Source organism: Sphingomonas kyeonggiensis (assembly GCF_014204495.1).
Classification (GTDB): Bacteria; Pseudomonadota; Alphaproteobacteria; order Sphingomonadales; family Sphingomonadaceae; genus Sphingomonas; species Sphingomonas kyeonggiensis_A.
Genome location: NZ_JACHLN010000001.1, coordinates 165719 through 179016, shown reverse-complemented (window position 1 = coordinate 179016; position 13298 = coordinate 165719). Strand labels below are relative to the sequence as shown.

Below are 13298 nucleotides of genomic sequence, written 5' to 3'. Positions count from 1 at the left end.
AACGGGTCGATGAGTGACAACCAGGCCACAACGGCAGCCCCGTCCGGGCCGCCGACTGAGCATCGCGGCTTCTCGAGCTTCTTCATCGAGCGGCCGATCTTCGCCGCCGTGATCTCGGTGTTCATCACCCTGATCGGCGCCTTCTGCTATCCGCTGCTGCCGCTGTCGCAGTATCCGGAGATCGCCCCCCCGACGATCTCGGTCCAGGCCGCCTATGCCGGCGCCTCGCCGGAGATCATCGCCGAGACGGTCGCCGCGCCGCTGGAACAGGAGATCAACGGCGTCGAGGGCATGCTCTACATGAGCTCGTCCTCCACCCAGGGCGCGGGCCAGATCACCGTCACCTTCAAGCCCGGCACCGATCTCGATGCCGCGCAGGTGCTGGTGCAGAACCGCGTCAACCTCGCGCTGCCGCGCCTGCCCGAGCAGGTCCGCCAGATCGGCGTGACGGTGAACAAGCAGGAATCGGGCTTCCTGATGATCGTGGCGCTGACCTCGCCCGACAACAGCCTCGACGTCGACTATATGGGCAACTACGCCAACACGGTGATCCGCGACCGGCTGTTGCGCCTCGAAGGCGTCGGCTCGGTGCAGATCTTCGGCGGCGGCAACTATTCGATGCGCGTCTGGATCGATCCGGACAAGGCAGCCGCGCGCAACCTGACCTCCTCGGAGATCATCGCCGCACTGCAGGCGCAGAACGTCCAGACCGCGGGCGGTGCGCTCGGCTCGTCGCCCTCGGGCAAGGACAAGCCTTCGTTCGAAGTGCCGGTCGATGTGCAGGGCCGTCTCGCCAGCGTCGAGCAGTTCACGAACATCGTTATCAAGTCCGATCCCTCGGGCGCCGCGCTCACCAAGCTGGGTGACGTCGCGCGGGTCGAGCTGGGCAGCCAGGACTATTCGATCCAGGGTTCGTTCGGCGGCAAGCGCGGCATCGCGCTCGCGATCGTCCAGCAGCCGGGCGCCAATTCGCTCAACGCAGCGGAGCTCGTGCTGAAGGAAATGGACGTCCTCAAGAAGGACTTCCCGGCCGGTCTGCAGTACAGCATCCCCTACAACCCGACCGAATATGTCTCGGCCTCGGTGGAGGCCGTGCAGCACACGCTGTTCGAAGCGGTCGTCCTCGTCGTCGTCGTCGTGCTGATCTTCCTCCAGACCTGGCGCGCGGCGGTGATCCCGATCGTCGCCATCCCGATCGCACTGGTCGGCACCTTCGCGGTGCAGCTCGCGCTCGGCTTCTCGATCAACTCGCTTTCGCTCTTCGCGCTCGTGCTCGCCGTGGGCATCGTGGTCGACGACGCGATCGTCGTGGTCGAGGCGGTGGAAAAGCATATCCGCGAGGGCAAGAGCCCGCGCGAGGCCGCGCATCTTACGATGCGGGAAGTGTCGGGCGCGCTGGTCGCGATCGGCCTGGTGCTCGTCTCGGTGTTCATCCCGACCGCGATGGTCGGCGGCATCCCAGGCATCTTCTACCGCCAGTTCGCGGTGACGATCGCCGCGGCCTCGGCGATCTCGCTGCTCGTCTCGCTCACCCTGTCGCCGGCCCTTGCCGCGCTGCTGCTCAAGCCGCACGAGCATATGGATGCGAACAAGGGTCCGCGCTGGATGCGCCCGATCAAGGTCGGCGCCGAGAAGTTCAACCAGGGCTTCGACTGGCTGTCGGATCGCTATGGGCATGTGACCAGCCGCCTGATCCGCATGGGCCTGATCATGATGATCATCTATGCGGGCCTGCTGGCGCTCACCGGCTGGCGCCTGACCGCCACGCCGACGGGCTTCATCCCCGAGCAGGATCAGGGCTTCCTGATCGGTGTCGTCCAGCTGCCGCCGGGCTCGTCGCTCGACCGCACCAGCGAAGTCGTCGCCAAGGCCTATGACATCGCCGCCAAGACCGATGGCGTGATCGACGGTGCGGCTTTCGCCGGCCTCGACGGCGCGAGCTTCAGCCAGGCGTCGAACGCGGGCGTGATCTTCATCAAGCTCAAGGACTGGTCCGAGCGCGGCAAGAAGCAGAGCGCGGAAGCGCTGGCCGGCCAGCTCACCGGCGCGATCGGTGCGCAGATCAGCGGTGCCAACATCTTCATGATCGCACCGCCCGCGGTGCAGGGTCTCGGCAACGGCTCGGGTTTCGTGATGATGGTCGAGGACAAGTCGGCCAATGGCGGCTGGCGCGGGCTCGAGGGCGCGACCGGCGCGATGATGGGCGCCGCGATGCAGGAGCATAAGGTCAGCCAGGTCTTCTCGCTGTTCAACACCGCAACGCCGAAGATCCGTGCCGATGTCGACCGCGACAAGGCACAGCTGCTCGGCGTGCAGCCCAGCCAGGTGTTCGACGCGATCGGCACCTATATCGGCTCGACCTACGTCAACGACTTCAACCTGCTCGGCCGCACCTTCCGCGTGACCGCGCAGGCGGAGCCGAACGCCCGCGACCAGATGGACGATATCGGCCGTCTCCAGGTCCGCTCGTCGAGCGGTCAGATGGTGCCGGTCTCGGCTGTGGCGAACCTTGTGCGCGATTCCGGATCGTCGCGCGTGGTCCGCTACAACCTGCTCCCCGCAGTCGAACTGCAGGGCCAGGCGGCGCCGGGCGTCTCCTCGGGCGATGCGCTCGCGGCGATGGAAGCGATGGCGACCAAGGTGCTGCCGCAGGGCTATGGCTATGAATGGACCGGCCTTGCCTATCAGCAAAAGGCGGCGGGCAGTTCCTCGGCGCTGATCTTCGTCCTCGCCGTGGTGTTCGTGTTCCTCGTGCTGGCGGCGCAATATGAAGCGCTCACGCTGCCGTTGGCGGTGATCCTGATCGTGCCGATGTGTATCCTCGCGGCATTGCTCGGCGTGAACCTGCGGGGGATGGACAACAACATCCTCACCCAGGTCGGCCTCGTCGTGCTGATCGCGCTGGCCGCGAAGAACGCGATCCTGATCGTCGAGTTCGCCAAGCAGGGCGAGGAAGAGGGCATGAACCGGTTCGATGCGGCGATCCACGCGGCCCGTTCGCGTCTCCGTCCGATCCTGATGACCTCGTTCGCCTTCATCTTCGGCGTGATCCCGCTGGCGATCGCCAGCGGCCCGGGCCAGGAGATGCGCCAGTCGCTCGGCACCGCAGTGGTGTTCGGCATGATCGGCGTGACCATCTTCGGCCTGGTCTTCACCCCGATCTTCTATGTGCTGATGCGCAAATGGGGCGGGGGCCGGGTGAGCGAGCAAGCCCCGCCGGAGCCGACCCAGACGCCTGCCACCGCGACGGGAGAAGCCCAATGAAGCGGACCCTCATCCTGACCGCCGCCGGCCTGTCGCTGGCGGGCTGCGCAGTTGGCCCCAACTATGTCTCGCCCGCGCCCAAGGCGCCTGCCCAGGGCGAGCTCAGCCAGGCGAACGCGCCGGGCTTCGTGCCCGACGAGCCGCCGGCTGACTGGTGGAAGCTCTACGACACGCCGGTGATCGACCGGCTGGTCGGCGAGGCGCTGGCGGCGAACACCGACCTGCGCGTCGCCGCGGCGAACCTGCGCCAGGCCCGCGCCGTGCTGCGGGAGACCCGGTCCCAGATCCTGCCGAGCACCACGGTCAGCTCGCAGGCGACGCATGCCCGCACCCCGGGCGCGGCGATGGGCATCCCCAACGCCTCGTTCGAGGGCGAGACCTACACCGTGGGTCTCGACGCGAGCTATCAGGTCGACCTGTTCGGCAAGATCGCCCGCGGCATCGAGGCCGGGCGGGCGGATGTCGCTGCCAGCCAGGCCGCCTATGACCTGGCCCGCGTCACGGTCGTCGCCGAGACGATCCGCGCCTATTCGGATGCCTGCGCCGCCGGCCAGCAGCTCAAGGTCGCCAACCAGACGCTCAAGCTGCAGGAAGACACGTTCGACCTGACCCGCCGGCTTGAGGCCGGTGGCCGAGGCACGGGGCTGGAGACGGCCCAGGGCGGTGCGCTGCTCGAGCAGACCCGCGCCACCGTCCCGGTGTTCGAGGCGCAGCGCAAGGCGGCGCTGTTCCGTCTGGCGACGCTCACCGGCAAGCCGCCGGCGGAGGCTCCGGCGGACGTTGCGGGTTGCGAGAGCGTGCCGGTGGTCCGCCAAGCGATCCCGGTCGGCAATGGCGCGACCCTGCTTGCCCGCCGCGCCGATGTCCGTGCCGCCGAGCGTCGCCTGGCTTCGGCCACCGCGCAGATCGGCGTCGCCACCGCGGATCTCTATCCGAACATCTCGATCGGCGGCTCGATCGGCTCGACCGCGCTCGATCCGAAGGACCTGTTCAAGAGCTCGTCGTTCCGGTTCAGCGTCGGTCCGCTGCTCTCGTTCAGCTTCCCGAACATGACCGTGGCTCGTGCGCGCATCGCCCAGGCCAAGGCCGGGGCGGACGCCGCGCTCGCGACGTTCGACGGCACCTGGCTCACCGCGCTGCGCGATACCGAGACGGCGCTTGCCGCCTATGTCGCGCAGGGCCAGCGCGTCGAGGCGCTGCGTCGTGGCCGTGACCAGAGCGGCGAAGCGGCGCGCATTGCGCGCCTGCGCTATCGCGCCGGCGCCGAGCCGTTCCAGACCGTGCTCGATGCCGAGCGCTCGCTCGCCACGAACGAGCTGACGCTCGCACAGGCGGAATCGGACTTCTCCGATGCGACCGTAACCCTGTTCCTCGCGCTTGGCGGGGGGTGGCAGCAGTCTCCCCAGGGCTGAACCTGCCAACCCCCGCCCCCGCGCCCCGCGTGCCTCATGGCGCGCGGGGACGCGGCTGTTTCAGCGGCATGCACGCCGCGAACGCTCCCTACTACCCGAAAGTGTAGCTGGACACAGCCCGCTTGGCCGTGACCAAAATGCTCGCGCGCGAAGGCCCGTCATGGCCCATTTTCGTGCCCGTAGCGCATCCTGCCCGACCAATAATGCAATGTGGCCTGACCACTCTATTGACACTTGTCGCCGTATCGGCCTTATTGGCCTGACACCGGTGGCCAGCCTGTCTGGCAAAACAAGCCGGGAAACAGATGGGGAGGGAGAGTCATGCGAAGGACTGCTCTATTTGCCGGCTCGGCGCTCTGCGCCGTCCTGATGGCTACGCCTGCGCTTGCGCAGAACACTGACAGCAGCAACCAGAATACCGCGCCGCAGGCCGAGGAGCCGACGCCGACCGACCAGATCGTGGTCACCGGTTTCCGTCGCGCCTATGCCGACGCGCTCAACATCAAGCGCGAATCCGATCAGATCACCGATTCGATCTCGTCCGATGGCCTTGGCCGCTTCCCGGACCTGAACGTCGGCGAAGCGGTGCAGCGCATTCCAGGCGTGCAGATCAACCGCGAGGCGGATTCGCGCAACGCGACGATCTCGCTGCGCGGCCTGCCGGGCTCGTTCGCGCGCACCACGCTGAACGGCGGCGGTTTCGCCGATCCGATCCTGGGCAGCGCGACCAACACCTCGTCCACGCCGCTCGGCGCGTTCAATTCGGACATCTTCACCGCGATCACCGTGATCAAGTCGCCGTCGGCGGCGAACCTGGCCGGCGGCCTTTCGGGCAATGTCGATCTGCGCATCGCCCCGGCACTGGGCCGCAAGCAGGGCGGCTGGGCCAAGGCGTCCTATGAGTATAACGATCTCGGCGACCTCGGCAGCCCGGCGCTCTCGGCCGGCTACAATGCGCACATCACCGACAATTTCGCGGTGTTCGGCGTCGTCGCCTACAAGGATGAGAAGTTCCGCCGCGACTCCATCTCGGTCAACACCTGGGCCAACCGCCTTGGCGCGATCCAGGTCGGCAACCAGCAGGCGGCGGCGACCAACCCGACCTATCAGGCGCTGATCGCCCAGTATCCGGGCGGCGTCTATTATCCGAGCCAGGTCCGCCAGTTCGTCCGCATGAACCAGGGGCATCTGCTCACCGGCGCAGCCGGCTATGAGTGGCAGGCGACGGACAAGATCAAGTTCGGCGCGACCGGCTTCTATACCGAGCGCAATCTCGACAAGGGCCTGAACCACCTCCTCTACATCGACACTTCGGCGGGCAACAACACCAACACCGCGCTCGCGGCGACTTCGGCCGTGGCGCATTTCACCAGCCTCGGCACGCCCTATGTCGTCCAGACCTCGAGCGGTCCGCGCGCCTATATCAACCAGTTCTCGGCCGAGAATCTGCAGACCTATGACTCGATCCGCTCGGAGCCGGCCAAGCAGAAGACCTGGGCGATCAACCCGACGATCGAGTTCAAGGACGATCAGTGGCGGGTGACCGCGCAGGGCACGATCTCGCGCGCGCAGGTGCTCGCCAACCAGATCGAGCTGGACATCATCCAGAACCCGTACCGCAATCTCGGCACCGCCGGGCTGAACGGCATCACTGCTTCGATCTTCACCGGCGGCACCAGCCTGCAGGATGCCAAGTTCATCCTCAACACGCCCAATGCCTCGCACATCCCGACCGGCGGCTATCCGCTGCCCTCGGCGGCGAACCAGGCTACTCAGGCCGGCGCGCAGATGCCCGGCGCGACGGCGGGCACCCAGGGCGATCGCTTCGGCGTCACCGGCACCAACGGCCAGTCGTGGAATGCGCTCGACGCGATCCAGCTCGATTTCGAGCGGAGCTTCGAAGGCAGCTTCCTGTCGAGCGTGCAGGCGGGCCTCCGCTACGAGCGCAACGAATATACCTCGATCGGCTCGCGCAATACCTCGCTTGGCGCCAACACCGGGAACGTCACCCCGGCAATGTCGGTGGTGAACCCCTATGTCTCCGATTTCTTCGGCGGCACCGCGGGGGGCTATACCCAGAACTGGCGCGACCTGAACATCAACCAGGTGCTCGGTGCAGTCACCCCGGTGAACACCGGCCCGCGCACCACCGCCAATCCCAACGGCCTGCCCGGCCAGTTCGTCTATGGCAGCGGCGGCGTGTTCCTCACCCCCTATGGGCTGGTGAACAACTATTGGGACGCCAATTACTGGAACAACAACTTCACCAACTCGAAGAAGGTGATGTCGGCCTATCTCATGGGCAAGTTCGATACCGACATCTTCGGCATCCATGTCCGCGGCAATGCCGGCGTCCGCTACGAGACCACCGACCAGCGGATCGACGCGCTCGATTGCCGCAACTGCGCCAGTGCGCTCTCGACGCTGGCCGGGCCGGTCAACCACAGCATGTCGAACCGGACCTACAAGGACCATTACGACTATTGGCTGCCCTCGGCGATGTTCGCGGCGGACCTCGCCAAGAACCTCGTCCTGCGCGGCGCCTACTACAAGACCTATGTCCGCCCGCAGCCGCGCGACACCGTGCCGATCTCCTTCGTGCAGGTGCCCGAAGTGCTCACCCCGGCGGTCGACCCGGTCTACACGGTCACGATCGGCGCGACGAGCATCAAGCCCTACACCTCCAACTCGTTCGACCTGTCGCTCGAATGGTATAACCGCCCCGGCGGTGCCTTCGCGGTCGCGGTCTACCAGAAGAACGTCAACGGCTATATCGGCCCGATCACCGACCAGAACGTGCTCTGCCCGTCGGATGGCCGGATCAACGGCGTCGATTATGGGCTGGGCAACCTCAGCATCGTCGGTCCGAACTGCGTGAGCTCGAACCAGTTCATCGGCGCCGGCGGCACGCTGGTCAAAGCGATCGTCCGGGCGAGCGGCCTGACCAACCAGAACCCGATGCGGGTGCGCGGCGTCGAGGTCTCGGTCCAGCAGAACCTCGATTTCCTGCCGGGCTTCCTCAAGTATCTCGGTGGTGCCGCGAACTACACCTATACCCAGATCGACGGGAAGGACACGGCGGGCAACCCGATCACGCTGCCCAGCGTGGCCAAGCACAACATCAACCTGATCGGTTATTACGAGACCAAGCTGTTCGGCCTGCGCATGGTGTTCAACCATCGCGGAAAATATGATCTCGCCGCCGGCAACAGCTTTGTCGGCGATGCCCGCACGGTGAAGGCGCGCAGCCAGCTCGATGCCTCGGCCTCGATCAACATCAGCAAGAACTTCTCGCTCTCGCTCGACGCGTTCAATCTCACCAACGCCACCCGATCGGAATATGAGAACGACCCGATGCTGCCGCGCCGCATCGACTATGACGGACGCACCTACACGCTGACGGTGCGCACCAACTTCTAGCCTCCCTGCATGCGGAGCGGCTATGCGTGCAGCCGCTCCGCCCTCTTTTCGGTGAGATCCGCCCGATGAAGTTGCTTCTTTCCAGCGCCGTCGCCCTGCTGGCGTTCGGCGCCGTTCCCGCATTCGCGCAGGACAATGCGATCCTCGGTCCCGGTTTCGCCAAGGGCATTCCGGCGACCGATCCGGTGGCGCGCCAGATCATCGCCCGCGCCAATGCGGCGCTCGACCGGCCGCCCGGCGCGATCCCGCAGCTCCACACCGAAGGGACGCTTCCCGGCAAGGGCATCCGCGAGATCAGCCTCAAGGCCAAGCAGGACCAGCCGATCGTGATCGCGCTGGCACTCGCCTGGCGGCTGACCGGCGACAGGCGCTATCTCGACCAGACCGCGCGCTATCTCGAGAATTGGGCGGACATCTACCAGATGTCGTTCAATCCGATCGACGAGACCGGCTTCGACACGCTGATCCTTGCTACCGACCTGACCGAGGACGACCTGCCGCCCGCGCTCAAGGCCAAGCTCGACGGCTTCTGGCGCAAGATGGCCAAGGGCTATCTCGACGCGATGGACGGCACGGTGAAGAATTCCCACACCAACTGGCAGAGCCACCGCATCAAGCTGGCGACGATGGCGGCGTTCGAGGTCGGTGACGCGAAGCTGATCGAGCGCGCCCGCGCGGCCTTCCGCAAGCAGGTGACGGGCAATATCCGCCCCGACGGTTCGGTGTTCGATTTCTACGAGCGCGATGCGCTCCATTATGTCACCTACAATCTCGATCCCATGCTGATGGCCGCGCTGTCGGCACAGGCGCACGACCAGGACTGGTATGCGTGGAAGAGCCCTACGGGATCGAGCCTAGCCGGCGCGCTCAAATGGCTGGAGCCCTATGCGCTCGGCGAGAAGACCCATATCGAGTTCGCCAATTCGCAGATCGCCTTCGATCGCGAGCGCGCGGCGGCGGGGCAGAAGGAATATGCCCCGCACCCCTGGGATCCGGGCAACGCGGTGAACACCTATGCGCTCGCCGCCGCGATCACCGGCATCCCCTATCGCGACTTCGCCGCGAAGCTGGCCGAGCGTACCGGCAAGAAGCCGATCGACTGGGTGACCCTGATCGGGCGCTAGGGCGAAAGTTCGACGTGGACGGACTGGAACCTGCCTGCCCAGGAAACGCACTGACCACCGGCTTTGGCGGCGTCGGCGCAGGTCTCGTTCATGACCTTCTGCACGAGCGCTTCGGAAAAGCGCATGCTCGCGTCGAAGGTTAGCGAGCGATCGTCAGCGGCGGGCGTCAGCTTCACGGTGACATTGTCGAGGCGCCTGTTCCGCAGCGCGACCGCGAGCGCCTGACCCTGCGCCGGGCTGTCGGCGTCGATCTTCAGCTTGAGTTCCACGGTCCGGGCTTCCGCCGGCGGGACCTTGGCGCCGAAAAGCGTGCGCTGAAGTTCCGCCTGCGAGGTGGCGCTCCTGGCGATGAACCGGGAGAAGTCCGGGATGCTGATCGAGCGCAGCATCGTCCAGTCCTGGGCGGTGGCTTCACCCAGCGTGGCTTTCGGAAACTGGAACTTCGCGGCGAGCGCGGCATGATCGCCGTTGAAATAGAAACGGATCAGGTCTCGGCCCGAGGTGAACGCAACGGAATCCTTGGCCATGAATCCGGTGTTCGCCTTCAGATATTTGAACAGCGCATCCATGTCCTCCTTGGGACTGTTGCGAGGGTCTCCCGGATTGGCGCGGCGGATCGTCACCACATTCAGCGGTTGCGGGGTGATAGGCGCGGACTTCCTGAAATCGTCGGTGATGTAGACGATAAGGTCGCCCGCTGCCGGTTCGGTGATCCAGGCAGGCCGCATGCTGAGCTCGGGCGTCGTCGATTGCGCGGATGCCGGAGCGAGCTGCAGCGGCATCACGAGCGCGCAAGCCGCCATAATCGATCCAAGACGCAAGACAGGCCTCCCCCGAACCGCGCAATGGCGCGACTATCCCATCGGTGTCGGCATCCAGGCATCTTGCGTCAAGCCCCGTGGAGACGCTGGGCTTGCGGTCATTCATACCGGCAGGGATAAGACTCCAGCGAGGCTTTGGAGGATGAGAAGATGATTGGACTTGCCTTGATCGCTGCCGTCCTGCCTCCGACTTTGGCGGATATTGTCCGCGCCGATACGCGCAGCGGCCCTTTCATATGCTGGGTCACCGATGTCGTTACCTCGGAAAACGGCGTCCGGATCTATTTCAACCGGAAAGGCGGTCCGGGTTTCGTCTCCACGCCCAATGGGGGCTTCAGGCCGGACGCCGTGCCGGTAGATCCGGCGCGGCCCCAGGAAGCGGGGGTGGAGGCTCGCCTCGGCGACAAGCTCTTCCCCCAGAACTCGCCGGAAGACGGTTGTTCCCTCGAAATAGTCCGGCGGAACGGCCAGATCGGCGTCCGGGCCATGGCATATTTCCATCCCGTGGGCCTGCCGGCGGAGAAGAAAACCGAGTTCATTCCCGCACACGACTGAAGGGGCGCACGGAACCGGAGGCGGTGCTCGCTGGTATCTCCTGCATGGAACCGCAGCAGGAATCCCCGCAGCTCACGTCCCGTCGGAAGCGCGGCTTCGTGCTCGTCGTCGCGATCATCCTCGCGCTGGTCGTGCTGATCTTCGTCGGCATGAACCTCGGCCACTACAAGCAGGCCAAGGAAGGCGAGCCCGTCGGCAGCTCAGCGAACGTTGCCGGCCCGGACAATCGCTGACGCGGGCTCAGGCCGCCAGCGCTTCTCCGACCAGCCGGAAGAAGGCCTGGCTACCCTGCTGGCGCGCAACGTCCCATTCGGGATGCCACTGCACCGCCAGCACCTGCCCGCCATTGGGGCGAGCGGAGAAGCCCTCGACCAGCCCGTCCTCGGGCGACAGCGCTTCGATCGTTAACCCGCTGCCCAGCCGGTCGATCCCCTGGCGGTGCACGGAATTGACCGCGAGCCGGTCCGCGCCGGTGGCGGCGGCAAGCACGCCGTCCCTGGCCAGCGTCACGTCATGGCCGTGGGTGAACAGGCACTCGAAGCTGCGTTCCTCGCCTTCGAGGTGATGTCCGTCCAGGTCGCCGCGCAGCGTGCCGCCGAACAGCACGTTGAGCTCCTGCAGCCCGCGGCAGATGCCGAACACCGGCCGCCCGGCGTCGATCATCGCGCCGCTCAGCGCCAGCGCTACTTCGTCGCGCTGCTCGTCGAGCGGGGTCTGGTCCCAGCCGCTGTCGCTGTAGCGATGCCCGGCGACGTTCGATCGCGAGCCGGTGAGCAGCAGCCCGTCAAGCTTGCGCGCCAGCGAGCGCGCGTCCACCGTGTCGGGCAGCGCAGGTACCAGCAATACGGTCGCGTCGGAAAGCTGGGCGAGCGGCGCGATGAAGCGGCTCGCCACGGTCTGGATCGGCCGTTCCGAAAACTCGTTGCAGCAAAGGACTCCGATCAGGGGTTTCATGCGCCATGCTCCGCCAGCCGGGCGCCGATGCTGTCGGCCTCCGCCGAATCCAGTCGGATCGCGCCGGGCTGCACCACCAGGCTATGCGGCGGCACATCGTCGAGCAACCACACATTGCCGCCGATCTTGCTGCCGCGCCCGATCGTGACGCGCCCCAGGATCGTCGCCCCGGCATAGACGATCACATCGTCCTCCAGGATCGGATGCCGGGCGAAGCGGCTGCGCGGCCCCGCCGGCGCCAGACCCAGCGGACTGCGCCCGCCCAGCGTGACATGCTGGAACAGCCGCACGTTGCGCCCGATGATCGCGGTCTCGCCGATCACGACGCCGGTGCCATGGTCGATGAAGAAGCTCTGTCCGATCGTCGCGCCCGGATGGATGTCGATGCCAGTGCGGGCATTCGCCAGCTCGGAGATGATCCGCGCGACAATCGCAGCGCCCAGTTCGTGCAGTTCGTGCGCGATCCGGTGATAGCGGATCGCCAGCGCGCCGGGATAGCTCACCAGGATCTCGTCGACGCTGCGCGCGGCGGGATCGCCGACGAACGCCGCCTCGACATCCGCGTCGATCGCCGCGCGGATGTCGGAAAGGGTCGCGGCGAACAGGCGGACGATTGCTTCCGGCTGGTCGGGATCGAAGGGCTGGTCGGCCTCGCGCTGCCAATAGTCGAGCTCGGCGGCAATCTCCTCGCGCAGCAGCGCAAAGGCATGGGCCAGCCGCTCGTCGACGAAATCATCCTCGCGCGCCGGGCCGCCGCGAAAGCCACCGAGGCGCGCGGGGAACAGCGCGGCCGATAAATGCTCGATCGCCTCGGCCAGCGCCGTGGGCGAGGGGAAGCGCGTGACGGCGTGGCGCCCGGTCTGGCGTTCCCGCCAGGCCGAGCGTGCCGCATTGAGCGCGGAGACCGCCTGGGCGATCTCGCCGGTGAATGGCGACAGGGCAGGAGCCGTCACGGCCTCGCTCACGGCGCGGGCACCGGCTGCGCGACCGTGCGCAGATACGGGGTGTGCTCGGTCCAGCCCTGCGGGAACAGCGCCCGCGCCTCTTCCTCGCCCACTGCGGGAACGATGATTACATCCTCGCCCTGCTTCCAGTCGGCCGGGGTCGCCACCTTGTGGCTGTCGGTCAGCTGCAGGCTGTCGATCGTGCGCAGTATCTCGTCGAAATTGCGCCCGGTCGAGGCGGGGTAGGTGAGGGTGAGCCGCACGCGCTTCTGCGGATCGATCACGAATACGGTGCGCACCGTGTTCGTGTCCGAGGCATTGGGATGGATCAGCCCGAGCAGCTCTGAGATGCGCCGGTCGACATCGGCGAGCAGCGGGAAGTTGAGCGCAGCGTCTTGCGTGCGGGCGATGTCATTCGCCCAGTCGAGATGGCGGTCGACGGGATCCACCGACAGGCCGATCACCTTCACTCCGCGCTTGTCGAACTCGGGCTTCAGCCGCGCGACCGTACCCAGCTCGGTGGTGCACACCGGGGTGAAATCCTTGGGGTGCGAGAACAGCACCACCCAGTCCCTGCCGGCCCAGTCGTAGAAGTTGAGCGTGCCGAAGGTCGATTCCTGGGTGAAGTCGGGGACGGTATCAAAGAGCTTGAGCGACATGGGTTAGCCTCGCGCGGTGAGTCTCAGGCCGGTTACGAAGGGCTAGAATATCCTACTGAATTAGTAGGTGAATAAACAAATGCTTCATCAGGGGCATGCCGAAACTAGGCTGTGGATAGCGCGCCATCGCCACTGGACACCCGCC

General features: G+C 66.3%; 10 protein-coding genes. 6 read left to right on the top strand and 4 right to left on the bottom strand.

Translation table 11 applies throughout. The features are described from left to right. The first annotated feature begins 9 nt into the window (after positions 1-9). From HNP52_RS00835 to HNP52_RS00820, 4 genes are all read left to right on the top strand, one after another. Positions 10-3264: an efflux RND transporter permease subunit gene (locus HNP52_RS00835; RefSeq protein ID WP_184161134.1), complete on the top strand. Its 3255-nt coding sequence runs from the start codon at positions 10-12 to the stop codon at positions 3262-3264. After that, complete coding sequence (locus HNP52_RS00830) at positions 3261-4676, top strand: efflux transporter outer membrane subunit (protein WP_184161131.1); 1416 nt, start codon at positions 3261-3263, stop codon at positions 4674-4676. The genes HNP52_RS00835 and HNP52_RS00830 overlap by 4 nt, the downstream gene beginning before the upstream one ends. A gap of 321 nt (positions 4677-4997) precedes the next feature. Continuing rightward, positions 4998-8096: a TonB-dependent receptor gene (locus HNP52_RS00825; RefSeq protein WP_184161128.1), complete on the top strand. Its 3099-nt coding sequence runs from the start codon at positions 4998-5000 to the stop codon at positions 8094-8096. Positions 8097-8161: 65 nt separating this feature from the next. Next, positions 8162-9220, top strand: a complete 1059-nt coding sequence (locus HNP52_RS00820) for an alginate lyase family protein (RefSeq protein ID WP_184161125.1) — start codon at positions 8162-8164, stop codon at positions 9218-9220. Here HNP52_RS00820 and HNP52_RS00815 read toward each other — a convergent pair. Next, positions 9217-10002, bottom strand: coding sequence for a hypothetical protein (locus HNP52_RS00815; protein ID WP_184161122.1), 786 nt, complete (start codon positions 10000-10002; stop codon positions 9217-9219). The genes HNP52_RS00820 and HNP52_RS00815 overlap by 4 nt on opposite strands. 189 nt (positions 10003-10191) lie before the next feature. Between HNP52_RS00815 and HNP52_RS00810 the strand changes: the two genes are divergently transcribed. Both HNP52_RS00810 and HNP52_RS00805 read left to right on the top strand, forming a co-directional pair. Further along, on the top strand, positions 10192-10596 hold the full coding sequence (locus tag HNP52_RS00810; RefSeq protein ID WP_184161120.1) for a hypothetical protein: 405 nt from the start codon (positions 10192-10194) through the stop codon (positions 10594-10596). Between the two features lie 44 nt (positions 10597-10640). Continuing rightward, entirely contained in the window at positions 10641-10829 is a 189-nt protein-coding gene (locus HNP52_RS00805; protein ID WP_184161117.1) for a hypothetical protein, read from the top strand. Positions 10830-10836: 7 nt separating this feature from the next. Here the strand turns inward: HNP52_RS00805 and HNP52_RS00800 are convergent, their stop codons facing one another. From HNP52_RS00800 to HNP52_RS00790, 3 genes are read right to left on the bottom strand one after another with little or no spacing between them, the layout of a single operon-like run. Next, complete coding sequence (locus HNP52_RS00800) at positions 10837-11550, bottom strand: gamma-glutamyl-gamma-aminobutyrate hydrolase family protein (protein WP_184161114.1); 714 nt, start codon at positions 11548-11550, stop codon at positions 10837-10839. Then, on the bottom strand, positions 11547-12515 hold the full coding sequence (epsC, locus tag HNP52_RS00795; RefSeq protein WP_184161111.1) for a serine O-acetyltransferase EpsC: 969 nt from the start codon (positions 12513-12515) through the stop codon (positions 11547-11549). The genes HNP52_RS00800 and epsC overlap by 4 nt, the downstream gene beginning before the upstream one ends. Continuing rightward, the gene (locus tag HNP52_RS00790) at positions 12512-13153 is read right to left on the bottom strand and encodes a peroxiredoxin (protein WP_184161108.1); all 642 of its coding nucleotides are present in this window, start codon (positions 13151-13153) and stop codon (positions 12512-12514) included. Before HNP52_RS00790 ends, epsC begins: the two co-directional genes overlap by 4 nt. Between the last annotated feature and the right edge of the window lie 145 nt (positions 13154-13298).